The sequence below is a fragment of the Candidatus Poribacteria bacterium genome (assembly GCA_028820845.1).
Taxonomy (GTDB): domain Bacteria; phylum Poribacteria; class WGA-4E; order WGA-4E; family WGA-3G; genus WGA-3G.
Genome location: JAPPII010000118.1, coordinates 40748 through 66088 on the forward strand (window position 1 = coordinate 40748; position 25341 = coordinate 66088).

The following is a 25341-nucleotide window of genomic DNA, read 5'->3' on the forward strand; positions in this document are numbered from 1 at the left end:
ATATTTTTATTGCAGCTACTTACAAGATGTGCTAAATTGTAGCGAGATTTGCACACAACTTGAACCTAAAGGAGAACTTATTGAATGCCTCGAAATTTCTTAATCTTCTGCACAGCGGTGTTCCTTGTAGGTGCCGTTATTGCGCTGAACATCAACTCAGTCGAAAGCCAGAGTGATATGGTGCAGCGTGGAAAATATCTCGTGGATGGAGTGGGCGCGTGTGGACACTGCCACACACCCCGTGCGGGAGCCGAATATAATATGGATATGTATCTTGCCGGACACCCTGCGAATGCGCCTTATCCACGCTACAATTTCAGCATGATGCAACAAGGTATTTTTATCCTTACATCACCTCAAATGAGCGCGTTCTCCGGTCCGTTCGGAACAAGTTTTGCCTCAAATCTGACACCTGACAACGAGACTGGATTGGGTGAATGGACAGAGGAAATGTTCATCGGAGCAATGCGGACAGGACACCATCAAGGCGATATGAACAATCGTCAGATCTTCCCACCGATGCCAACCAAACATTACGGTCAGATGAACGATGAGGATCTCAAGGCAATTTGGGCATATCTCAGGACTATTAAGTCTGTCAAAAACGAGGTGAGTCCTCCCTTGAACCAACGGGGTCGTCCGTATTAATTAGCCGTCAGCCCTCTTCGCGAACCGCGATACGCGATACGCGAACCGTTACATCAGGAGACACATTTTATGACATCAGAAGAAAAATCAGTACGCATAGCAGTTGTCGGTATGGGTATCGGCAGACCCAATGGAGCTGCACTCGCCAGCAATCCGAGAGGCAACGTCGTCGCGCTCTGCGACCTCTTAGAAGATCGGATGAAAGATTTCGCCAAAGACCTACCGGACAAAGTTAAATTCTACACAGATTATAAAGAGATGTGCCAAGATAGTGACATCGACGCGGTGTTTGTTGGAACACCGAACCAGTGGCATGTCCCGATAGCATTAGAGGCAGTGCGGAATGGCAAACACGTCATGGTAACGAAACCTCTCGCTGATTCCGAAGAAGCAGCGCAACAACTGGTCACAGAAGCAGAGGCAGCAGGTGTCGTTAATATGATGTCGCTTTCCACGCGTTTTGGGAATGACAGCCAATATCTCGGCAACCTTGCACGCGACGACTATTTTGGCGAACTCTATTACGCTCGGGCCCGGAGTGTTCGTCGTAATGGTATCCCGGCATGGAACCTTGGCTTCATTAAAAAGGGTGGCGGTGCGTTCCGGGATATGGGTGTCCACGTCCTTGACGCAGCGTGGTGGATTCTCGGACTGCCGAAACCGATCGCCGTACTCGGTGCTGCTGGTGCGAAGTTCGGGCCGCGCGGGCGAGGCTATTGGAACCGCAGTCAACCCCCAAAAGAGACCTACGAACAGTATGAGGCGGACGACTACGCCGGGGGTTTCATCACCTTTGAAAATGGACTTGGCTTACAGGTTGAAAGTTTCTGGGCATCACACCAACCCGACGAGTTCCAAATTGAATTATTCGGAACGGATGCAGGCGCGACCCTAAAGCCATTGCGACTTTTTCGGACAGACGCATCCGGCACATCTGAGGACATAAATGTTAGCCTACCACCCGGTAAATATCAGAAATCGTGGGATGCCATCGCAGATCACTTCATTACGTGTATCTTAGACGACGTAAAGTGCAAGGCACCACTTCGCCACGGCTTGATTGTTCAGCAAATGATGGAAGGTTTGCTCAAAAGTGCTGAATCAGGACGTGAAGTTCAAATCGACGCATCTGAGGCTTAAAAAATGACTTTTGACATAGCAACACTTCGCAACGATTTCGCAAGAGATGGTTTCGCTATCGCACCGAACCTGTTCACACGCAGCGAAGTCCAACGGCTTAAATTAGAATGCATCGACATTCTGGAATCCGTTAAAGCAGAAACAGGCACAGTCGCTGGACACGGCGTTTATGTCGGTCTGGCTGTGCGGAGTCCGGTCTTTCAAACAGCAGTTGGTGATGCGCGGCTACTCGATATTTTGGAAGGGATTCTCGCACCGGATATCGAATTTCTGAGCGACAAGGTAGTTTTCAAGAGCGAAGCAATGACCTTCGCAAGCCCTTGGCACCAAGATTGGCACTATTGGCACGGCGCACATAAAGTCTCAATCTGGGTGGCTCTTGACGATGCGACTGTTGAAAACGGATGTCTCAAACTCTTCCCGGGTTCGCACAAATCTGCTATTGTCCATGATGGCGATGCCAGCGATGGACATGGGTTCGGAAACCGACTCCGCCCCGGAGTCGTTGATGAAGACCTTGCCGTTACAGCGGAAATTGAAGCAGGTGGTGCCGTCTTTTTCCACGACTTGACGCTGCATGCCAGTCATCCGAACCAATCTGGCGAAGAACGTTGGGTCTGGATACCTACATATCGCAACGCAAAAGCCGAGGACAATGACTATCCGTGGGCTGTTGCGGCGAAGGTTTTACGCGGCGAAAAATTAACTGAATGTAGCACAAACTGTTAGTTTGTGGCAAATGGAATCTACATAGGAAAAGGAAAAATTATTTATGTTTAAGAACCTGAGCACCGGTGCAATCGGCATCCGGGCAAACATGACAGAAGGCTTGGCATTAGCGAAAAATGCCGGTTTTGAAGGTCTCGACCTAAACATTGATGAAGCCAACCAACTCGCGCAAGAACATTCGGTTCAATACGTCAAAGACCTTTGGGCAGAAGCTGGTATTGCTATGGGTGGCTGGGGATTCGGGGTCAATTGGCGGGGTCCCGATGCTGACTATGATACCGGTTTAGCACAACTTCCCGAACGTGCAGCACTCGCCGCGGAACTCGGTTGTTATCGGACGACCACTGTCGTCGGACCCGCTTCAAATGACATGACCTTTCAGGAAAACTGGGATTTTTCTGTTAAACGCCTTCGACCTATCGCTGAGATTCTCAAAGAACACGGACACTCAATCGGGCTTGAGTTCATTGGACCGGCAACGAGCCGCGCAGGTTCCAAGTATCTTTTTGCTTATTCAATGGATGCGATGTTAGGACTCGCCGCTGCTGTTGGCACAGGGAACGTCGGACTCCTATTTGATACATGGCACTGGTACACCTGTCGTTCGGCTATAGACGATGTGCGCAAACTCTCTGTATCAGATGTCGTTTACGTCCACATCAATGACGCTCCAGCTGGCATTGACCCGTACGATCAGATCGACAACATCAGGTGCCTTCCCGCTGAAACTGGTGTAATCCCACTGACTGAATTGATGCAAATTCTGACGGAAATCGGTTATGAAGGACCCGTGACCCCTGAACCGTTCAGTCAAAAGGTAAACAACATGGAACCCGCAGACGCAGCGAAAGCCACAGCGGAATCGTTGGATCAGGTCTGGAAAAACGCAGGGCTGTAGGTAAATACATCCTCTGTTAGAAAGAGACTCAACATGAGACTTATTGATAAAGAGAGCATCCTCGCGATGACACACCTATGGGAAGGCGATCGGTTCCCTGATGGACGACCGCGCGTTCCCGATGATATTCTCCAACGCATGAAAGCGATTAGCATCGAACAGGCGTGGGGTGTTCTGAATGGCAATAACTATAAATTCCAATTCGCTGGCGATTGGATGAATCTCCATCCAGACCGAATTCTGGTGGGTAGAGCGGTGACGTGTGCTTTTGTGCCGATTCGACCTGACTTTAACGACGCTATCTCTGCACAAGGCGAAAAAGATGGATGCGTCGGTGGGCAAAACTCGTGGGTTATTGATACACTCGTCCGCGATGATGTCATTGTCGTTGACCTTTTTGGTAAGGTCAAGGACGGCACCTTTGCGGGTGACAACCTCGGCAATTCCATCTTTGCGAAAACAGGAACGGGGATGGTCATTGACGGCGGTATCCGCGACCTGGACGGCATTTATGAGTTACCTGATTTTGCGACGTTTGTGCGCGGTGTAGATCCGACAGGTATCGCAAACGTCACACTGACCGGTATTAATATCCCGATTCGTATTGCGGAGGCGACGGTTTTACCGGGTGACGTAGTTTTAGGGAGGCGCGGCGGGATTATTTTTATTCCGCCACATTTCGCGCAACAAGTCGTTGAACGCGGCGAAGAGGTGGCTCTCCGAGACCGGTTTGGACATCAACGGTTGCGTGAAGGTGTCTATACCCCAGGTGAAATAGATCGGAAATGGTCTGAAGAGATTGAGGCAGATTTTGCGAAATGGCGTGAGGAGCAGGAATGAGGTATGTCTGAATCAGTACTTGCAGGATTTTAGGATTTTCAGGATGAGAGGACGATTTGGATCGCTTCCGTGCCAAAAACCTGACACACCCATTCTTGACTTTTCATTAGGAATATTGCATTCTATTGTTAATGTAGGGGGTGAGGGCTTGAACTTTAAGCACTCCTGTTCAAAGCCTCATCCCACCTATTTAAGTAGGCGTTCGGCAGCAGTTTCCATAAAGTTATCTGTAATTTTTCTCCATTGAACCGGTGTAAAGGTGTCATATTAGAAGTTTTTTGCAACTTAGTGAACTAAAAACGAGTATTCGGTTTAGTAAGAGACCTTAGCGCGATATGAAATCAATGTCCGAGACAAATCAGGATATTTCATGAAAAGGGTAGACGATAATGACGATTAATCAATTATCTGAAATGCGTAAAAATGGACTCCAAGCACTTATTGACAACGAATGGTTTGAAGGCTTCAAACGTTTGCTTACTGATTTGTACCCAGACAATGCCCACTTTATTTATGAACTTCTCCAGAATGCTGAGGATGCGGGTGCATCAAAGGTTCACTTTGTTCTGAATACTGATAGACTGAAATTTGAACATAATGGGAACGAACTGTTTGATATAGACGATGTGAAGTCTATAACCAGTATTGGTACGAGTACTAAGGCAGACGATCCTACTAACATCGGTAAATTTGGTATCGGCTTCAAGGCTGTATTTGCCTACACCAACACACCAGAGATTGAGTCCGGAGAATTCCATTTCCGCATTCGCGATATGGTTGTTCCCGATACGGAAGGCCTGTCCCCAGGAGCACTCGGTGCGCGAAGAACTCGCTTTGTCTTCCCTTTTGACAATCCCGAAAAACCACCCGAAAAAGCATCAGCTGAAATAGAAAAGAATCTCCGAGAACTAAACGAAAATACATTACTGTTTCTGAACAACATCCATCAGATAAATTACAATTTATCTAATTCAAAGAAGGGATCTCTGAAGCGGAAAGAAAATGCTGATGATGGAAACCGAATTGAGATTTCTGTCAAGCATCCAGAAAGTAAATTACCCAAATCTACACACTATCTCCGATTTACGAAAAATGTTAATGTTCAGGACGAAAACGATAAACCTAAATGCTGTCAAATTGCGATTGCTTTTGGTATGGATACATCTAAAAGTGGGAAATGGAAAATCCTACCACTAAATCCTGGCCAAGTCTGTATCTATTTCCCGGCAGTAAAGGAACCTTGCAATCTACGATTTCACATACATGCCCCGTTTGCTTCGACCGTTGCGCGTGATAGTGTTCGAGAGTGTCTGGCTAACGACGAATTGCGAGATCGCATTGCAGATTTAGTTGCTGAATCAATGCATTCTATCCGCGACCAAGGATTGTTAGATGTGAGATTTTTGGCAACTTTGCCTAATGGCAAAGATAATCTATCTTCTCTTTGTGGTCCTATCCGTGAACGACTAATTGAAGAATTTAATCAGACGAAACTAACCCCGATGAAACAGGGGGGACATGCTCCAGCGTCGGAGTGCTATCGGGGTCAAAAAAAATTATCTGATCTGATCGACCATAAAGATTTAGCGATCCTCCTAAGTAAATGTTGTTCTCAGCCGTTGTGGATCGCGAACCCGCAACAAAGGAACCAACAAGACGATAATTTTTTATCCAGGTTGGATATTTCCGAGTGGACTGTTAAAGATTTGGTAAAAGCACTGGAGACCTTTGAAGATATAACAAAGTGGTTAAACAACAAATCGAATGCGTGGCATCAAAAACTATATGCGTTCCTTGGCGATTTTCTATCATCTGCCCAGTCAGATTCGGGCGTTCAGGAACGCAAGTACCAATTATCCAAACTTTGCATTGTTCGTTGTAACAATAAAACCTACAGAGTTGGCAGTGAATGTCGCTTTTCCAACGATGATATGAATTTTGATCCGCCAAAAGACGGAACACAGAAAAACGGTTTCCACTTCGTTGCTAAAGGAGTCTATTCCTATGGTAAGAATAAATCTCAACAGGAAAAGGCACGTATGTTCCTTGACAAGATTGGCGTTTCTGAATGGAATATTGTCGCTGAAGTTCTTGATTATATTCTTCCAAAGTATCGCAATAGTACAAGCGCGATTCCAAGAGTAGAGTTCAACAGAGATTTTACCAAAATAGTGAAGGCTTATAGGACAGATGATTCCGAAAAGAAGAAACAACAGCTATCGGAAGAGTTGATGACAGTCCCGTTTATTCTTACAAAGGACTCACGTGCAAGCAATCTGATCTATCTCAAACCAGATCAACTCTGTTTTGGAGTCGGAGACACTTTCTGGAGTAAAAACCCTCTCGGAACTTATTCCGCTGTGGCTGTCACTAAAAAGGTTCGTGAGTTTTTGCAGAAGTTGAAAATTCCTCAATGGGATATTGTTGACGAAGTAATTGAAACTATACTTCCAAAATACGAAGGGAATCCACCGAGAGTTTCTATTAAGGAGCACATGAATGATTTCAAAAAAATTACCCGCGCGTATAACACCTGCAAACAATCTAGGAAAATACAACTTAAAACCAAATTAAAAGCAACGTATTTTATCCTTGTGGAGAATCCAAATGCAGACTTTCCAATTTATCTTAAACCGGGTCTACTCTATTTCGGAACCAAAGACTTACGCACGTATTTTGAACGGGACAGTTTAATGCTTTGGATTGGAATTTTCAAGGATCCTATTACTGATTTATGGGAGTATTTCGCCAAACCAGATACTGGTGCTTTTGTTGATCTTGATAAGTATCCAAGTGCTGCCCGTGCGTTGTTTATAGATTTGGGTATTGTGAGTGATGTTCGGGTTAAAAGAGCAGAAAAAAATTGGCAAGGCTATGTTGTTGTTGAGAGGTCTCATGGTAGGCACCAGAGAGGACTTGATGGTTTTGATCCTAACGTACAGGTTGATGGACTGGCCCCTGCACTCGACTCTCCTACACGTGAAAAAAGTGCTTTTATATGGAATCATATCGCTATTCGCAATGTTAACTATATTAAGGGGGTCGTAGAGAAATCAAGGAGGCAGGATTACACTAATCCTGACTTTAAGAAAGTACGATCTCATTCTTTTGGCGATTTATTAGTTACCAAGGCATGGCTGCCTGACATTGATGGAAATATGCACAAGCCAAGTGAAATTACCCTTGCAGAACTCCCAGAATCATTTCAACGTGATGAACGATTGGCAGACCAACTCGGTATGAAAAAGGATGAGGTGGCTGAACTTGCAGAGAAAGCTGGTGTTCCAGCAAAGGTGATAAGTAAAATCAGCCAATACCCCGAACTACGCGCAAAAGTTGAGGAGTGGATAGCTGAACAAGAAACCTATGAACAAAAAGAGAAGGAGACTCCAGAACAACCTATTCAGGACGAGAATGCTCTTGATGATGAAACCCCAGTTGATACTTCCTCAATACCGTCTGAGCCTGTGACCGGTATTGGTGAAGATAACAGTAGTTTGACTACGAAGGATAGTGAAACACCCGAAGGCGATGGACATACTGATTCAGTAGGAAATAAATCAACACCTCACCCTTCTTCGCGCCCAAGTGTGAATGCTCCAAGTTCACGAGATAGTTCTCAAGAGGAGACATCTCACAAGAAAACTAGCGGTAGTAGCGGCAGGCCCGAAGGATACGGTAATGGAGTGGATACCTTGTTGCCGGAGGAAATTAGTGAAACCGAGGGTTTCTACGAAGGCGCGCGTAGACAAATTTCAGTAAATACTTATGAGCGCGATCAGACTGCTCGTGATAAGTGCTTGCAGCACTATGGCACACGTTGTGCAGTATGTCAAAAAGATATGTCAGAAATCTATGGTCCCGAAGCCGAGGGGCTGATTCATGTTCATCATCTTAAACCGTTGAGCGAAATTAAAGAAAATTATCAGGTAAATCCGATTGCAGACTTACGACCTGTTTGCCCGAATTGCCATGCTGTTATTCACCGAGGTAGACCTGTATTTAAAATAGAAGAGGTAAAGGGCTTTTTGGAAAAGGTAAGACAGGATGGATAAGGCAGCAGTTTCAATAATTGTTAGTACCATACCAGCAGGTATAGTCTTTTATCGCTTGGATAGAACATCTACCGCGATGTTGTCGTAAAGCATCGGCTAAAAGTTAAACTCAGATTGAAGACAGCTATTTCAATAGTTGGAAATAGCAGCGGGCTGGTAGACACCGCCAGTCCGTTTTTGTCGGTCAAGGTACACAGACAGCAGTGGGCTTCAGGGCAAAAACTCTGTTGATTTTCCCGACAAAACAGTGTATAATACCCCTATATGGTAGACATCAAAGAAATCCTCACTTTTTTCAAGGACGCGCTCGGACAGTTCGCAGATAGGAGTGCCAAATGGCTGTTAGCCAACCCAGATAACCTTCGCGGGCTCCTCGAAATTATCGGTGAAGACCTCGTCGAGTCGCTCGACTTCAGCAGAATCCAGCACGTCAACACTACATTTATCGCTGACAACCTACGCGAACAAGAATCCGATCTGGTTTTCCTCTTGCCGTTTCGAGATACCGATGAAACAGAGGTGATGATCTACATCCTCATTGAACATCAGTCCACAATAGACCCCGCAATGGGATTTCGGATGTTGGCTTATATGTATCACATCTGGGACCAGCAACGGCAGCAGTGGGTCGCCGAGGGTATCCCGAAAAGTCAGTGGCGATTTCGTCCGATCATTCCGGTTGTGTTTTATACCGGACAAGCAGAATGGCGATCTGTGATTTCAATGGAAACGTTGATGGATGTGCCGGAACCGTTGCTTAGGTTCGTTCCGAGATTCGAGACGTTATTTCTCGGCATCCAGACCGAACCCGATGCAAACTTACTGAAGACCGAAAGCCCGTTCGGATGGTTGATGACCGTCCTCAAGCGTGCAGACACACCCGATCCTACGGTATTCGTATCAGTGTTAGAGACGTTAGGTGATCATCTCAGTGGGCTCAGGGAGTCGGAGCGTGCCGCGTGGGTGCAAGTAGTCTGTTATCTTTACGCATTAGTTGTCCACAAACGTTCCGTTGACGAACGTGCCGATTTAGATCGGATCGTCTCCGAACACCAAACGACTTTGAATCTTTCTCAACAAGAGGTAAATCTCATGCAAACCATGGCTGAACACTATCTACAACAAGGCATCGCACAAGGGATCAAGCAAGGCAGAGAAGAAGGTAGAGAAGAAGGTAGAGAAGAAGGGGCGCGACAAATGAGCATTGAAAGCACACTCGCGACCCTCAACGCACGTTTCCCTAACGCAGATGTCAACGCACTCAAGCCAATACTCGAAGCCATCCAAGACCTCAACCATCTCAAGCACCTCAATCTTACGGCTTCTATCGTTGAGACGTTCATCGCATTCCGAGAACACTTAGAGGTATGATAAACCTCCAGAACCATCAGGACTTACGCGCCTTAACCGCATACATGGGCCAAGAAAAATAGAAATCATCACCCGCTGGATGAACTGTGTAGTGTTCTTTCGCCTCGTCAGGAGAGAGATTGGCGAACGCATCACGGATTTCCTGCACGACCTCCGGCGGGTTTTCCTCTGGACGCACCCACCACAGAAACGACATTTGGGCATTTCGGACGAGTGCTGTCTTTTCAAGGGACAATCCTGCATCCGCAATCATTGCATCCCACTCAGATGGCGGATACCCATACACATGAGAGTTGTCTCGGAGCCACTCCACCCGATTCTGCCATGCTATCAATTCCTTCGATTCAGGCACGACAGAATCCACCATGCAGAAGCGTCCATCCGGGCATAAAACCCGATGCACCTCGCTCAAAAAGGCAGGGACATCTTGGAAATGATGAGGGGCAATTCGGCAGGTTACTAAATCCAACGAAGCATCGGCAAAAGGCAAAGATTCCGCAGCAGCAAGAGAAAAAGAGATGTTTTTTATAGATTTTTCTTCCGCAAGTTCAGCTGCCTTCGTAAGCATCGCCGGTGTCAGGTCGGTGGCAATCACAGAAGCGACTTTTGGTGCGAGCTTAAACGCTGTGAATCCTGTTCCTGTCGCAATATCCAGCGTCCGTTCTGTGCCTTGCGGCTCGGCGAAATCGAGGATAATGTCTAAGGTATCCCCCTCAGCATGTGCGCTGCTCTGGGCATAATAGTTTGCATGCTGGCTAAACTGCTCTCGGACTGCGTTATGTACCGATTTCATAGTAATTGGCTGTCGGGGCGCTCTGCTAACCTATAACGGCTAATTAAAAAGAATAACACCACGCGCATTTTCACCCGCCTCCATGTCGGCGAACGCCTCATTAATCTGCTCAAGCCGATAGTGCCGCGTAATCAACTCATCTAACTTCAATTTGCCTTCCGTATAGAGATTAAGCAATTTCGGCATATCCACTTTCGGCTGACACGAACCATAAAACGAACCGATCAACCGTCTCTCCGTTGAGACGAGGTGTTGCGCCGGAATACTAACATCTGATTCATGATGTGCCATCCCGACAATGACAGCAGTACCAGCCGCCCGGACCATATTGTAGGCTTGCAAGATAGTTTTCGGATTCCCAATCACTTCAAACGCATAGTCTACACCGAGACCCGCCGTCAATTCACGCACGGCTTCAACTGGATCGGACGTTGAGGCATCAACAACATCCGTCGCGCCAAAACTTTTCGCAAAATCGAGTTTCCTCTCGGCAATATCAACGGCGATAATTCGCTCTGCTCGTGCAAGCACGGCACCTTGAATGGCGTTCAGACCAACACCACCCGTCCCGATAACCGCCACAGAACTTCCGGGTTCCACCTTCGCAGTATTCAACACAGCGCCGACACCTGTCGTTACACCACACCCCACGAGTGCTGCCTGCTCCAATGAATAGCGATCGTCAATCTTGACAAGGTTTTGCTGAGGGACAACCATGTATTCAGACATCGTCGCAATCCGCGCCATCTGTAGGATACCATCCCCCGAACTGTTCCAGAGGCGATAGGTGCCATCCAATTGAAAACCGCGCGGGACATCGTAACTCTCACAGAGACAGACTTTTTCCATCTGGCACATGCGACAACCGCCACAATAACTGACGAAAGATAAGATCACGTGGTCACCTGGACGAAACCCAGTGACATCGTCGCCAACGCGTTCAATAACACCTGCGCCTTCATGTCCAAGTGCCACAGCAGCATTGTAATAGATAGCCCCAGTGACGACCGACAAATCGGAATGGCAGACACCACTCGCCGCGGTCCGAACGAGTACCTCGTTCGCCTTCGGTTCATCTAATTCAAGTTCCTCAACAATAACAGGTTGATTATGTTCATACATAACCGCAGCACGCGTTTTCATTTTTCCCTCGCTCTACGCCGTAATAGGGTTACAATATAGACTCCATATAACTTCTCGCTTTTCGCATCGATTCAACCGGATCCGATTCACCTTCGTAGACAATAGATAGACATCCGTTATAGCCGACCCCGCGCAAAATGTCTAAAATACGCGGGTAATCTAACCACTCCTCCACGCCGCTATCAATCTGATAAAACTTCGTCCGGACATACACCGCATGCGGTGCCGTTTGTTCAATACTCGCATAACAGTCGTAACCTGGGTGTGACGAACCGCGATGTCCACTCGCGCCCGGAGAACCCGCATACTGTCCGGTATCTAAAATATGTGTAAAATAGGGATGGTCTGTCCCATTTAAAGCGCGTAAAACCGCCGCGCCGTCCCGCGTGACGTTGTTATGGTTGTGATTCTGTAACCCGACGAGGATCCCCGACTCATGACCGTATTCAGCGACCTCCTTGAAGGCTTCAATCATCGGTGGCCACAACGTCTCTTCATCTTCACAATCGTCAGGAACATAAGCAGCAAAGACTCTAACCAATGGGCAGCTCATAAAAGCCGCAACATCTATCCACTGCTTGATTAACGCGACTTGCTCGTGGTGCTCCTCAACAGGACGGCCGAAGTTATTGCTAATACCGATGTAACCTAAGGGTAATCCTTTCCGCATGAGATCCATCTTCAACCCACGTAGATAGTCCGCATCGGTCGATTCAAACGCACTTGAATGCAACTCAATCACATCAAATCCGAGATCATATACCAATTGTGCGAAAGCAGTAGCCGTAGTATTTCTCACATTTAGGGACATCGTACCCAATTTCATCATACCGAACACTCCTTTTCTCACCGGCATACAGGCAAAATCGCCTGTTAGCATTTTTCACAGGTATTACTCATTCATTGCAATCTCGTCATTTTCCTGCAGCGATACTCTCGTCTGTTGGTTCAATGCTATGAGAAACTTTCGTAAAGTTTGCTGAAGATCCTGGAGCTGCTGCCGATCTGCTTCAAGATACTGAATTCGGGGGTCCAAACCTTCTAAGCGGCTGATTCGGTTGAGAATCTCCTCAATGAGGTTATGTATCTCGCGGAACTGCTGCCGATCCTCCTCCAATTGCTGAACTTTGTTAATCACCACCCCGAGACGTTCTTGGGTCTGATCCAATTCTTTTTGGAGTTTTTGGGTAAAAGCGATTAATTTCTCGAGCGTACTCGTCGTTCTATAAATCGGTTGGTTTGGATTCTCAACACTTTTCTGTTCGGGTAGGTGCTGATGCCCACCTTCGGCATACGGTGTTGTAATTTGAGAGCGTTCGCTATCAGAAGGGTTCGCCTCTGATTGTTCCGAAACATCTAATAACTTAATTTGATATGAAAAGCGGGCATACGGTTCTTTCCGTTCGGTATAGGTTATCTGCACCCGAAGTTCTTGGTTAACCCGCAGTGTGTTCAAACGGCTATGGATATTCCGAATAACAACCTCATTGTAGTTAAAAGCCTCATTTTTCTTTGGATTCAAACGCCGGAGATAGCGGTAAAGTTCCAAGCCATCGGCACTTTCCCGCTCTAATCCCTCTGTTGTCAAAACACCGACGACTTCCGGATTGTCAGGGTCAATGGTCACTTGATCGTCAGGTATGACAATATCCAGCGGCACCTCGCCCTGAATCGCCTTCATCCCAATAATCCAATGGGTTGCTGATGTCCTACTGCTGTACGCGATAAAATCGTAATGGATCGCCATAAATCTCTCTTTTAATAGTTATCGGTTAACTATTTACTATATCTTTAACCTCAACAGCACTTGGGCGAGTTTTGGAATACAAGATGTTCCAATACCTTCCACAGCAAAAGAAGCGACACAATGTGCGAAGTTCAGTGCCCTCTCGACAGTCCGATTTTGATAATAGTCAATCAAAAAGGAGGTTGCGAAAACATCACCAGCACCCGTAGGATCAATCTCGGTTACGGAATACGCTGTGGACTCAAGTTGCGCGCCGTTTTGAAACAGCGTTGCCCCCCTTGCACCTCGCGTCAGCACAACGATTGGAGCCAGCTGGATATATCTCTCCAATTCATTTGGATAAGCACGGATGTCCTCATCACTGAGGATTAAGACATCAATGTAGGGCAAGATTTGCTCAGCTGTCGCCCAACGTTTTGCTTCAACCCTTCCACTCGCATCCCACTGCCGGAGCCAACCCTGCGGTGTGGCACCTATCAATGTATCCTTGCTAAAACAGTGAACAAGTTCCGCGGAAACTTCATTGGCAATCGGACACAAGTAAACTATATTGCTTGTACGCCACTCAACAGGAACATCGGCTCCTTTTAGTTTCCTTGCCGAACCCAAGATAAACTGCTGCCTATGTCCTTTTTCGTCGTATTGGTTATCAAAAATCGTCGTTTCAGACGATTCACAATAAACAGTTTTTATGCCATCCAATAGCGGGTTTTGCCGGTCAAAATTCGCACCTACAGCCGTGATAGCACGGGCGTGATGCCCCAGATTTCGTGCAGTTAGTGTCGAATACGAGGCGGATCCACCAAGAATATAGCCATTTGGCGAGACATCATAACAAAAATGACCCACTGATAGAAATGTTACCGCCATCGAAGAAATATATCCCTTTCGCGTTACAATTCAAAGACAGGTTCCATGCACGCCCACCATTCGTCTGGCTGTGCTTCCGCCACAGGTTCCTGGAAAGTTCGCATCAATTCATCCCACGCTTTGCATCTCGGATTCTCTTCAAGATAACGTGGAAAATCCCGTTCTATATCAAAGTTATCAACCGTTTCCATCGCCATAAATAGACGGCAACCTAAAAGATAGATATTCATCTTCGTTATACCGACTGCCTTCAGAGCCTCAACTACTTCTGGCCACGCATCCCGGTGATATTTTTTATATGCTTCAATCACATCTGGATTGTTTTTTAGGTTCAAAGTTAAACCATAATGTTTCATTTAGTTGTTTCCAATGCCTTTTGGATTATTTCTGCGTGATCAAATGCAAGTGCCGGTAAATTAGTAGTTGAAAACCACGCCACTTCGGCTGCATCGGAACCAGCTTCAACTTTTAACAACCGTTTCTCAAGGACAGCAACGTAGGCGATGGTAATTACACGCCCGCGCGGATCGCGAGCGGGGTCCCCAAAAGCACCTATCTCGGTTAAGGTCACATCCGAAACATCGGTTTCCTCTTCTAACTCGCGCCGTGCGGCTTCCTCAAGCGATTCATCCATCTCAACAAAACCGCCCGGCAATGCCCAATACCCTTCAAAGGGAAGATGCTTACGTCTAATCAACAGCAGCTCTGGATCCTCACCGGCGAAGATTACAATATCAACGGTAACGGCAGGCCGTGGGTAATCGTAACAAAACATCTTATATTCCAAAAAACCCGCTTCAATTGATAATTTGCCACAAGACACATAAGCAAACCGACGTTATCACACCGACTGTAAGAGAGCAAGTGAAACGTTGTACGCTCTGATTCCACATAGGTTCTATCTTATAGCATACCAAATTTTAACATTTTCGTCAACTTTTTTCTAAATAATGCGTTCTCTGCTTGTAATAACCACAGAGATAATGCTATAATAATTTCCGTTACCATGGGCTTTGCAAAAACTGAAGCATAATTGCATGACCGCACGGAACAAAAATGAAAGTCGTAATTAGCAAAAATATCCCAAAAGCCCTCGTTATTTCCATTGGGCTTCATATTTTATTGTTTCTGACGCTTGGAGCCTTGTACCGACAAAGACCGGATCGGTACATTGAGACAGGCACTGCGTTTGACATCGCCAAAATCCACTTGAGGACACCGCGCCTCCCGATGAAAAGAATCCATCAGATGCCGCTGAAACCGATGGTGACGCCCGAAAGTATGCAACAAACACAAGTTTTAGAAGTCAAAACGCCATCGCTTCAACCGCCGGTAACATCTGTATCCCATCAAGATGTTCCTCTCGAATTGGAAACACCAGAACCCTTTTCAGCAACCCACTCAACGGCATACAGCCACGGTAAAGGTCTGCAAGCCAAACCTGTATCTGGTAGTAGTAGCGGAACAGGCATTGGATTAGGTTCAGGGACCTTTGGTAGCGGCAGCAAACCGAGTAGACACACCGGTGGATTCATAGCAGAAACCAACGGGCAGGCTACCTCGGATCTTGGTGGACTCACACTTCCTGACCTTGCGCTAAACAGGATCGCCAAGCATATTATCGCCAGCAGGCGTACAAATCTTGTCGATATCGTCTTCATTATTGACGGTAGTGGAAGTATGAAAAACGATGTTGACGCAGTGCGTGAACATCTCAATAGTATGACCGACCAATTTGCGAGTGCCGGGATCGATTTCACTATCGGTATCGTCGCCTTTCGCGCAGGAACTGGCTATAGTCTCCTTGGATTGGACTTTGAAGTGATTCCGCAAACCCGCTCAACCGAGCAGGTGAAAAAAGTCCTCAGTCAACTCAAATTTCGAGGAGATGAGAGGGGTTTGGACGCACTTATCCGCGCCGCCGATGAGGTAACATTTCGAAGAGACGCTGAAGTCCATTTCATTTTTGTAACGGATGAGTATGTAAGCGGTGCCTACTCTTCAATAGATGTAATGATGAAGATGAAGACTGCAAGAATTAAGGTAGATGTTATCGGACGAGACGAGCCTTTCCAGAAATTTATTGCCAAAACTACCGGCGGCTTATGGCTGCCTATTTCAAGCCTCGCAATTCAGTAAGAGCATAGAGGTGCCTCGATTCAAAGATCGCGGCTGTAATGATGCGTAAAAAGGAAACACACTACGCACTCGGTTTAGCGTTCCTTTTCCTTGCAATAGGTGCTTATACAACAAGCCACCATGAGATGTGGCGTGACGAGATTCAGGCATGGCTCCTTGCCCGGGACAGTGCCTCGGTCTTTGAACTTTTCGCGCACCTCAAATATGAAGGACATCCGGGGATATGGCACCTCTGTCTCATGCCACTCACCCGTATCACACATTCCCCTGTCATCATGCAGGTGTTTCATCTTCTGATTGCAACTGGCACGGTCTATCTATTTGTTCGTTACGCACCCTTCAATCGCTTCCAAAAATTTCTCTTCTGTTTTGGCTATTTTGTGCTTTATGAATACGCTGTTCTTGCGCGAAACTACGCGCTTGGGTTGCTACTGATAATTGTTTTCTGTATTCTTTTCAGTGAACGTTACAGACGTTTTATTTGGATCGGTTGTGTATTATTTTTCCTTTCGCATACGAGTGTACACGCGTTAATTCTTACCATAACGATAGGATTCGCGCTTTGCTGTGAATACCTCTATCGCAATTGGCTCTCTAAGCCACTCGCTGAGGAGATTGAGGCGATAGGCGATAAAAAATCAATCTGGATCGGATTCGCCCTTATCGGCATCGGTATCATTACAGCAGTTTTGCAACTGAATCCTCCAGCAGATACTGGTTTTGCTGTTGAATGGCGTTTCGCTTATGATTCAACAGAATTCAGCAACGTTATTAAACTTATTTCCCGCGCGCTTCTACCTATCCCAGAATTCTCGCTTAATTTCTGGAACAAACACCAATTAGAGACGTATAACCTCTTCCAGGCCATCCAAATCCCGCTCTGTTGCCTTCTTATCCTTTGCAGCATCTTCTTACTCCTCAAACGCCCTACTGCCCTGCTTATATACCTCATGGCGACATTTGGACTTTTAGTGTTTTTCTACATAAAGTATTACGGTAGTATGCGCCACCACGGATTTCTGTTTATTACATTTCTTATGATCGCTTGGATTTATAGAGACTGTCCTGAGATAACCCTCCCATTCAAAAGCCTTAGTGCGTTGTCACAACGCCTATTTTCTTCGTTTGTCACTTTCATCTTCGTCTGTCAGTTCATTGGAGGGATAACAACGGTCATACTCGAGGACCGCTATGTCTTCTCTTATGGAAAACAGGTGGCTGAATATATCAAAGCAGAAGATATGCAAGACATGACGATAGTAGGGGAAGTCGATTATGCTGCGAGCACGATTGTCGGGTATCTCGAAAAAGATGAAATTTATTATGTACACGGCAGCCGGTTTGGCTCTTTCGTTAGATGGGACGATGTCCGCATGCCCGATGTCGATATCCCAGACGATCAGGTCCTTAAGGAGGCAAGTATCCTAAGAACACAGACAGCCCAAGACCTTTTAATTATCATGAACCGCTCTTTAGACCCTGAATTGCGTGCACAGCATAACCTCACTTTCCTAACCCAATTTACCGGTTCAATTGTTGATGACGAAGGCTTCTATCTGTATCTAATGCCGATACCTTGAGAAAAACTTTTTGCTTGACAGAATCTTCAATAAGTGATAACCTATTAAAAGTTGTTTTTGTCTAAAGATATGTTGCAAATGGAGAACGTCCTGATACATGCCAAAACGTAGAAGAAAGCCTAAGAATACAGCCACCTCGGATATAGGTGGAGAAGATAGTGTGGTGCTGCGTGAAACAGCCCCTTTGCAACTACGCTATTACGGCGATCCGGTCCTTCGCAGAAAAGCAGAACCGGTGGCAGAGATCGCCGATGCAGAGCGTCAATTCGCTGACGAGATGTTGATGACGCTGGAGGCTACAGGCAACGGTATTGGACTCGCCGCGACACAGGTCGGTGTTCTGAAACGGCTCATCATTGTCAATATCGGCGAAGAGGACGATGAGGAATACGAGCCTTTGGTTTTGTTTAACCCCGAAATTCTGAGTTCCGACGGAGAAATTGTTGCCGAGGAAGGATGCCTTAGTATCCCAGATGTGACTGCCGATGTGAAACGTCCAGAGAACATTGTTGTTGAAGGACTCAATGCATACGGCGAATCTGTCCATATTGAAGCCGACGGTTTATTGGCGCGTGTTCTGCAACATGAAATAGATCATCTCAACGGCATACTTTTTATTGACCGAATCAGCGGATTAAAACGACGGTTGCTCAGTGACGAATTGCAGAAACTGCAACGCGCCGAACGTCCCGTTTAACCTCCTATACCTGTCCGAAGGATGGCAGCTACTTTGGTGTAACGTGTTCACCGAAACTTGCTACTCAAAAATATGTCAAATCAAAAACTTGAGCCTATCCTACAAAGGAAACTCGAAGAACTCTATGGATGCTTGCACGCTTATGAGAAGGTCATTGTCGCCTTTTCCGGTGGTGTTGACAGTACATTTCTCGCAGAGGCGGCACAACACGCATTGGGTGAGAACGCCCTCGCTGTTACAGCTATCTCTGATTCCTATCCCATCCGGGAAATGAAAGCAGCACAGGAAATTGCTAAGCAGATTGGAATTCGCTTTGAAACAGTCAATACACACGAATTAGACCTCGAAGGGTACGCAAGCAACCCTACCAATCGGTGCTTCTTCTGCAAAACAGAACTGTTCGATAAACTCCGTCCGATCGCTGAAAAGTACGATGTCGGCACAATCGTTTACGGTGCCATCCCAGATGATGTGGGTGACCACCGTCCCGGAATGGATGCAGCGAAAAAAATGGGTATCCAAGCTCCTTTGATTGATGTTAACTTGACAAAGGCGGAGATTCGTGAGATCTCAAAAGTGTGGGATCTCCCAACGTGGGATAAACCGGCGTTCGCTTGCCTCTCCTCACGATTCCCTTACGGTATGCGGATTACCCGTGAATTGCTAAGACAGGTGGATGCGGCTGAACAATTCCTCTACGATTTAGGGATTCGTCAGTTTCGAGTCCGACATCACGGTGAACTTGCTCGAATTGAGTTAGATGCGGAAGAAATCTCGCGGATGCACTCAAAAGCCGTGCGGCGTGATATTAACGAACATTTTAAAACGCTTGGATATGCCCATGTTACGCTTGACTTGCAGGGGTATCGTTCCGGCAGCCTTAACGAGGGGGTTACGAATGCACAAACTCAAATGCATTAACCTAAAGCCATACCGATCCACCAAAGAAATGCAACGGAGGAAAAGGCGATTAGTTTCAAGGGCATCCTCTCGGAAAAAGACGTTCACACAAGACCAAAAGGAATTGTTAGGAGAAAAAATTGAGGGCACCCGTACCCGAAACCTTAAGGACAGCTTTGCAGGTAAAGCAAATCCGGTCCATCTAACGTTAACTGCGATTGGCTTGATTGTTTTATTTTTTCTTTACATTGTCTGGATGCTTTCTGACCCGCCGATGAGTCCTGTGATTTCTAAAATCTTGGACATACCCCTCCTCCTCCTTGCCGGTATTCTTGCGTTTGCATGTTTGGGGCTGCTCGGTGCCGGCATCATCGGCAGCTTCTTCCTATTCACACGCTTGTTAAAGAGATCTCCAAATCTGCGTGTTTTCCGTGCGGGGTCACCCGACACATCGGTAAAAAACAAGGAATAAATAATCAAACATCGTAAAATTTGATATGTCCAATCAACACACACAACAACTTATCGGTGTAGACACCTTCAGCTGGAAAAAGTGGGATGCCTGTACACACTGTGGACTCTGCCTACCTACTTGTCCAACCTATCGGGAATTAGGTTTAGAAACGGATTCACCAAGAGGTAGACTTTACCTTATGGGGAGTGCCTTCAAAGACGAAGACGCTATTCCACTCAACGAGGAATGGTCGGAATACATTTATCGGTGTTTAGATTGTCGCGCATGCGAAACGGCGTGTCCTTCTGGTGTTCATTTCGGGGAACTCCTTGAAGAGGCACGCGCTATATATGAACAGAACGCGCCGCGTTCAGCAGCTTACCGATTTTGGACGAACTTGGTCTTCAAGCATATTTTGCCGAATAAAGAACGATTGGACTTAATCTTTGAATTAATGTGGCTCTATCAACGACTTGGTATCCGGAGGCTCGTCCAGAAGACAGGCATTCTGAAACTGATGGGTCAATTCGGGCAGATGGAATCCCTGCTTCCGACAATTCCATCACCCCAATTGAAATATACGATACGAGACGTTACACCCGCCGAAGGTGAAACCCGATACCGCGTCGGATTCATACCGGGATGCGTCATGAACCAAGTCTTTACGGAGACGAATGTTGCAACGATTCGGGTTTTATCAAAAAATGGATGCGAAGTTGTTACGCCTCGGCAGCAGACCTGTTGTGGTGCCTTGCATCTGCACAACGGCATACGAGATGTCGCTTCTGATCTTGCCAAACAGAATATTGATGCTTTTGAAGAAGAAAATTTAGATGCGATTATCATCAATTCCGCGGGTTGTGGGGCGACCCTGAAGGAATACGAGGCACTCTTAGAAAACGATGGAACCTACGCTGAAAAAGCGGAAGGCTTCAGTCATAAGATGCGCGATATTAGCGAGTTTTTAGCCGAAATTGAGATGGTACCACCGACAGGAAAAATTGAGAAACGGGTCACTTATGATGAACCGTGTCATCTCCTTCACGGACAAAGCGTTCAAACGCAACCCCGTAAGGTCCTCCAAGCGATACCCGGACTTGAATTGATTGAATTAACCGAGTCGGAATGGTGCTGTGGTAGCGCGGGCATTTATAACATCACACAACCTGAACTCTCACAAGAAATCCTGGAACGCAAAATGGCGCACATCGCAGAAACCGACGCAGATATCGTCGCAACCGGAAATCCTGGATGCCTGCTTCAGATTCAACTCGGTATCCAAAAACACAAGTTACCGATGCAAGCGATGCATCCTGTTAATCTCTTAGACTATGCCTACCGCGGCATCGCGCCGGAGAATTTTTTACCTGAGCAGCAACGCGGTTCAAACCCTACCGATGCTCGGTGAGGTCCTTTGTAAAATCACAAAGTTTTAAAAATAAAAAATGTTTTTATCAGATACAGACATTCTCAAATATATAGACAAAGGGAAAATCAAAATCAATCCCGCACCTGATTTGAAAACGCAACTCGGGAGCTGCTCTATTGATTTCAAACTCAGCAACACTTTTCGCGTTTTTGAACATAGCAAACATCCGTACATCGACCTGCGGGCTGGAATTGATACCACTGACTTAATGCGAAGAGTCGATGTCTCCGATGGCGATGCCTTCACGATACAACCCGGAGAACTCGTCCTTGCAGCGACTCAAGAGGAACTTGTATTAGCGGACGATGTCATGGCACGGCTTGAAGGCAGAAGCAGTTTAGCGCGACTTGGCATTATCGTCCATAGCACTGCCGGTCTCTTCGACCCGGGCTGGATAGGGACACCTACATTGGAGTTGGGGAACCTTGGGCGGATGCCAGTGAAATTATATCCCGGTATGCGGATCTGCGCTTTCACCTTCGCGCAGCTCTCTTCACCAGCACGTGTCCCGTATCAACTCAAGCCAGCAAACAAATACGCAGGACAGGAGGGACCTGAGACGAGTCGATTTGACAAAGATGTCGAATTCGCTTAGCATTGAACCTATCTGATGGGCTGGGATATTCTGCGCTGTCCCTTGCCCAACCACGCGCAAAAAACGGGCAATGTTTTGCCTAATAATTTAGCAACGTCCCACACCTTTTTACATGGAATGTGGACAAAATATTGGTACAGCGGGTGGTTCACAGCAAAAAATCCGCTGTAATTCGCAATTTTAAAAGGAAATTAACCTGTTTCTTCAATTAAGGTCGTAACTTTTACAATCACCGTCGATTGGCATAAATTTTGCTTACCTCTTTATTAAGACACTCGTCAAGTGGTATGCGTTACGCGTTTAATTGACGAATCTAAGGACATTTTCTGAACTATCGAAACCAACATGAGTAGAATCAAGGCACCGCGCCTCGGTTTGTCTATGCGGTTTCGTAAAATTACCGCCTCTATCTGTTAGATTGAGGTAGTTTCGACAGCAAGTTACGCCGAAATAGGAGGATATATTGAATGACACCAAGTGAGGTGGTTGCACTTGCAAAAGAAAACAACGTCAAGATAATTGACCTCAAATTCATGGACCTGCCGGGGATGTGGCAACACTTTTCCCTTATGGCAGATGAGTTGACCGAAGAACTTTTTGAAGAAGGTAGCGGTTTCGACGGTTCGAGTATCCGTGGTTTTCAGGCAATTAATGAGAGTGACATGTTGCTCTTCCCGGATCCATCGACTGCGATCATCGACCCCGTCTGTAAGGTACCAACGCTGAGTATCACGTGTAACATTAAAGACCCAATCACATTGGAGAATTACACGCGCGATGTGCGGCATATTGCACAGAAGGCTGAAGCGTACCTCGAATCCACCGGGATCGCTGATATAAGTTACTGGGGACCAGAAGCAGAATTCTACCTCCTCAACGACATCCGCTACGGACAGAACCAACATTCCGGTTTCTATGCCGTTGACTCTGTTGAGGGAAGTTGGAATTCAGGGCGCGAAGAGAATCCAAACCTCGGTTACAAACCGCGCTACAAAGAGGGATATTTCCCGGTACCGCCCTCCGATACACTTCAAGACCTCCGCTCCGAGATCTGCCTGAAGTTGATGGAAGCCGGTATTGATGTGGAAGTTCATCACCACGAAGTCGGAACCGCAGGACAAGGTGAGATTGATATCCGTTATGGTGAACTCACAAAAACAGGCGACAACATTGCTTTGTATAAGTACATTATCAAAAATGTAGCGCGTGCCAACAATCTTGTTGCGACTTTTATGCCGAAACCACTCTTCCAAGACAACGGTTCTGGTATGCACGTTCACCAGAGTCTCTGGAAAAATGGCAAGAATATCTTCTATGATCCACAAGGATATTCGCTTTTAAGCCAGGACGCACGTTATTACATCGGTGGCTTGCTTAGGCATGCGCCTTCGCTTTGCGCAATTATTGCCCCAACAACTAACTCTTACAAACGGTTAGTTCCAGGGTACGAAGCACCGGTCAATATCGCCTACTCACAACGGAACCGCAGTGCTTGTGTCCGTATCCCTGTCTACTCCACAAGTGAGGGTTCAAAACGGATTGAATTCCGCACACCGGATCCGTCCTGTAATCCTTACCTCGCCTTTAGTGCGTTACTGATGGCAGGACTTGACGGTATACAGAATCGTATCGATCCGGGTGATCCATTGGATAAAGACCTTTATGACCTCGAGCCGGAAGAACTCGCGGATATTGAGTCCACGCCGGTCTCCCTCGGCGATGCCCTCGATGCCTTGGAAGACGACCACGAATATCTCCTCAAAGGCGACGTGTTCACCCAAGATGTCTTGGATGTCTGGATTGATTACAAACGTGAAAATGAGGTTGATGCTATAAACATGCGGCCACACCCGTATGAATTCTTCCTCTATCACGATATTTAAACCGCGTGAACGAGGCTATTAAAGAACGTTCTGTAGGGCAGGTTCCCGCATTTGCCCTACAGACTCGTTTCTGTAAGCCTTGAGGGCAGAGATTGCAAGCCCTGATTGAAAGGCAGAGATTGCTATACAACCCTATTCACTTTTAGCAAGGAGAATCTCATGAAAAAACTGGAATGTATTATCCGCCCCTTCAAACTGGAGGAGGTCAAAGAGGCACTCAGCAGTGTGGGTGTTCGGGGCATGACAGTCAGCGAAGTTCGTGGATTCGGGCGTAGCCGTGGTCACACCGAACTCTACCGCGGTAGCGAATACACGATCGAATTTGTCCCGAAATTAAAAATCGAAATCGTTGTTGCGGAAGAAAATGTTGATAAAGTCGTTGAAGCCGTTCAAACCGCCGCTTCGACCGGTAAAATCGGCGATGGCAAAATCTTCGTACTGCCCATTGATGAAACCATCCGTATTCGTACAGGTGAAAGAGGTCCTGCTGCTGTTTAATATCGCTCTTAATGTAGGGGTGGATGTCCTTCATATCTGCCCCTCTTTTCCGTGACACTTATCCCCATCTATTTGGGACTATCTCCACATTCCTATCCTTTCAATCCCTACTCATCTGTGTCGGTCACTTACCCCATTTTTTTGAAGGTAGATAGTCATTGATTTTGTCAGGTTTGTCTGTGAGAAAGTCAGTTAGTTTCCAAAGGAGTTGGCTAAAATGGCTCCCCTCTAAGATGTAGTTCCGTGAAAAATGAGATAAGAAAGCACTGGTTCCATCAGTCCGTGAGCACGTGTTTGATAATCGTAATTATAGAAAAAGTTTTTCTGTAGACAACGGGGTTTCAAGGAAACGCAGCAACCTTTTCTGCTTCGATTTCTCGCGATCCACAACAATCGGCAAGCACGTCGCAATCTCATTCATCCGAAATGTTTTCGCAACACTCATCGCATGCAACATGAAGCAGAGGTTACGGAAAACCGGTTTTTTCATACCAAGCGGCTTACATATTTCCGCAAAACGTGTTAGCATGAAGTTCGGATTTACCCGTTTTGGATAGATCTTTTTCATAAAATACCTCCTTACATATTTGGTGAAGTGCACTTATAAACTTGACTCTGAGGAGATATTTTAGCATAAACCCACTAACTTTCTCACACTTTTATCAACAAAATACCTTTCAATACAAATCTTCAGGAAAAAATGGAGCAAGTGAAAAAAAGCATGCAAATTTCTTTAAATTCACTTGACAAAAAAAAACTAAAATTTACAATAGATTACAGAAGTTTAACAAAAATGCTAAAAGTAGTATTTGGGAAAACTCAAGGTACATAGATTAACAAATTTTCAGAAAGGAGAACCCACTGAAGTGCATACGCGTATTTAGACCACAATTTCGCAAAGTTAAGAGAAGGTTCTTCGTTGAAATTCCATA

24 protein-coding genes are annotated in these 25341 nt (G+C 46.3%); 16 read left to right on the forward strand and 8 right to left on the reverse strand.

Features of this window, described 5'->3' with window-relative positions; genetic code table 11:
• Positions 1-84 precede the first annotated feature (84 nt).
• From OXN25_22445 to OXN25_22475, 7 genes are all read left to right on the forward strand, one after another.
• Positions 85-648 (forward strand): c-type cytochrome, encoded by a 564-nt coding sequence (locus OXN25_22445; GenBank protein ID MDE0427624.1) that lies wholly within the window; start codon positions 85-87, stop codon positions 646-648.
• Positions 649-717: 69 nt separating this feature from the next.
• On the forward strand, positions 718-1788 hold the full coding sequence (locus OXN25_22450) for a Gfo/Idh/MocA family oxidoreductase (protein MDE0427625.1): 1071 nt from the start codon (positions 718-720) through the stop codon (positions 1786-1788).
• A 3-nt stretch (positions 1789-1791) separates the two neighbouring features.
• Entirely contained in the window at positions 1792-2517 is a 726-nt protein-coding gene (locus tag OXN25_22455) for a phytanoyl-CoA dioxygenase family protein (GenBank protein MDE0427626.1), read from the forward strand.
• A 43-nt stretch (positions 2518-2560) separates the two neighbouring features.
• Entirely contained in the window at positions 2561-3415 is an 855-nt protein-coding gene (locus tag OXN25_22460; GenBank protein MDE0427627.1) for a sugar phosphate isomerase/epimerase, read from the forward strand.
• A gap of 33 nt (positions 3416-3448) precedes the next feature.
• The gene (locus OXN25_22465) at positions 3449-4255 is read left to right on the forward strand and encodes an RraA family protein (GenBank protein MDE0427628.1); all 807 of its coding nucleotides are present in this window, start codon (positions 3449-3451) and stop codon (positions 4253-4255) included.
• Positions 4256-4644: 389 nt separating this feature from the next.
• Positions 4645-8310, forward strand: coding sequence for a hypothetical protein (locus tag OXN25_22470; protein MDE0427629.1), 3666 nt, complete (start codon positions 4645-4647; stop codon positions 8308-8310).
• A gap of 264 nt (positions 8311-8574) precedes the next feature.
• Positions 8575-9681: an Rpn family recombination-promoting nuclease/putative transposase gene (locus OXN25_22475; GenBank protein MDE0427630.1), complete on the forward strand. Its 1107-nt coding sequence runs from the start codon at positions 8575-8577 to the stop codon at positions 9679-9681.
• 16 nt (positions 9682-9697) lie between these two features.
• On the opposite strand, the gene OXN25_22480 is transcribed toward OXN25_22475, so the two are convergent.
• From OXN25_22480 to OXN25_22510, 7 genes are all read right to left on the reverse strand, one after another.
• Positions 9698-10474, reverse strand: coding sequence for a methyltransferase domain-containing protein (locus tag OXN25_22480; protein ID MDE0427631.1), 777 nt, complete (start codon positions 10472-10474; stop codon positions 9698-9700).
• A 39-nt stretch (positions 10475-10513) separates the two neighbouring features.
• Positions 10514-11617 (reverse strand): Zn-dependent alcohol dehydrogenase, encoded by a 1104-nt coding sequence (locus OXN25_22485; GenBank protein ID MDE0427632.1) that lies wholly within the window; start codon positions 11615-11617, stop codon positions 10514-10516.
• Between the two features lie 28 nt (positions 11618-11645).
• Positions 11646-12446 (reverse strand): TIM barrel protein, encoded by an 801-nt coding sequence (locus OXN25_22490; protein ID MDE0427633.1) that lies wholly within the window; start codon positions 12444-12446, stop codon positions 11646-11648.
• A 63-nt stretch (positions 12447-12509) separates the two neighbouring features.
• Positions 12510-13364, reverse strand: a complete 855-nt coding sequence (locus tag OXN25_22495) for a hypothetical protein (protein ID MDE0427634.1) — start codon at positions 13362-13364, stop codon at positions 12510-12512.
• 36 nt (positions 13365-13400) lie between these two features.
• On the reverse strand, positions 13401-14213 hold the full coding sequence (locus OXN25_22500) for a PfkB family carbohydrate kinase (protein MDE0427635.1): 813 nt from the start codon (positions 14211-14213) through the stop codon (positions 13401-13403).
• A 44-nt stretch (positions 14214-14257) separates the two neighbouring features.
• Positions 14258-14590 carry an L-rhamnose mutarotase gene (locus tag OXN25_22505; protein ID MDE0427636.1) on the reverse strand — a complete coding sequence of 111 codons (333 nt, stop codon included), beginning with the start codon at positions 14588-14590 and terminating at the stop codon, positions 14258-14260.
• The gene (locus OXN25_22510; protein MDE0427637.1) at positions 14587-15009 is read right to left on the reverse strand and encodes an NUDIX hydrolase; all 423 of its coding nucleotides are present in this window, start codon (positions 15007-15009) and stop codon (positions 14587-14589) included. Before OXN25_22510 ends, OXN25_22505 begins: the two co-directional genes overlap by 4 nt.
• Positions 15010-15290: 281 nt before the next feature.
• On the opposite strand from OXN25_22510, the gene OXN25_22515 reads away from it, so the two are divergent.
• From OXN25_22515 to OXN25_22555, 9 genes are all read left to right on the forward strand, one after another.
• Positions 15291-16373, forward strand: coding sequence for a VWA domain-containing protein (locus tag OXN25_22515; protein ID MDE0427638.1), 1083 nt, complete (start codon positions 15291-15293; stop codon positions 16371-16373).
• A 38-nt stretch (positions 16374-16411) separates the two neighbouring features.
• Positions 16412-17953, forward strand: coding sequence for a hypothetical protein (locus tag OXN25_22520; protein ID MDE0427639.1), 1542 nt, complete (start codon positions 16412-16414; stop codon positions 17951-17953).
• A 97-nt stretch (positions 17954-18050) separates the two neighbouring features.
• On the forward strand, positions 18051-18650 hold the full coding sequence (gene def, locus OXN25_22525; GenBank protein MDE0427640.1) for a peptide deformylase: 600 nt from the start codon (positions 18051-18053) through the stop codon (positions 18648-18650).
• 72 nt (positions 18651-18722) lie between these two features.
• Positions 18723-19571, forward strand: a complete 849-nt coding sequence (gene larE, locus OXN25_22530) for an ATP-dependent sacrificial sulfur transferase LarE (GenBank protein MDE0427641.1) — start codon at positions 18723-18725, stop codon at positions 19569-19571.
• A complete protein-coding gene (locus OXN25_22535) occupies positions 19549-20022 on the forward strand; it encodes a hypothetical protein (GenBank protein MDE0427642.1) in 474 nt (157 codons plus the stop codon). Before larE ends, OXN25_22535 begins: the two co-directional genes overlap by 23 nt.
• A 25-nt stretch (positions 20023-20047) precedes the next feature.
• Positions 20048-21412, forward strand: coding sequence for a (Fe-S)-binding protein (locus OXN25_22540; protein ID MDE0427643.1), 1365 nt, complete (start codon positions 20048-20050; stop codon positions 21410-21412).
• Between the two features lie 37 nt (positions 21413-21449).
• Positions 21450-22028, forward strand: coding sequence for a dCTP deaminase (gene dcd, locus OXN25_22545; GenBank protein MDE0427644.1), 579 nt, complete (start codon positions 21450-21452; stop codon positions 22026-22028).
• Positions 22029-22495: 467 nt separating this feature from the next.
• The gene (gene glnA / locus OXN25_22550) at positions 22496-23911 is read left to right on the forward strand and encodes a type I glutamate--ammonia ligase (protein MDE0427645.1); all 1416 of its coding nucleotides are present in this window, start codon (positions 22496-22498) and stop codon (positions 23909-23911) included.
• A gap of 159 nt (positions 23912-24070) precedes the next feature.
• Positions 24071-24409 (forward strand): P-II family nitrogen regulator, encoded by a 339-nt coding sequence (locus OXN25_22555; protein MDE0427646.1) that lies wholly within the window; start codon positions 24071-24073, stop codon positions 24407-24409.
• 307 nt (positions 24410-24716) lie between these two features.
• Here the strand turns inward: OXN25_22555 and OXN25_22560 are convergent, their stop codons facing one another.
• Positions 24717-24977 (reverse strand): hypothetical protein, encoded by a 261-nt coding sequence (locus OXN25_22560; protein MDE0427647.1) that lies wholly within the window; start codon positions 24975-24977, stop codon positions 24717-24719.
• Positions 24978-25341 lie beyond the last annotated feature (364 nt).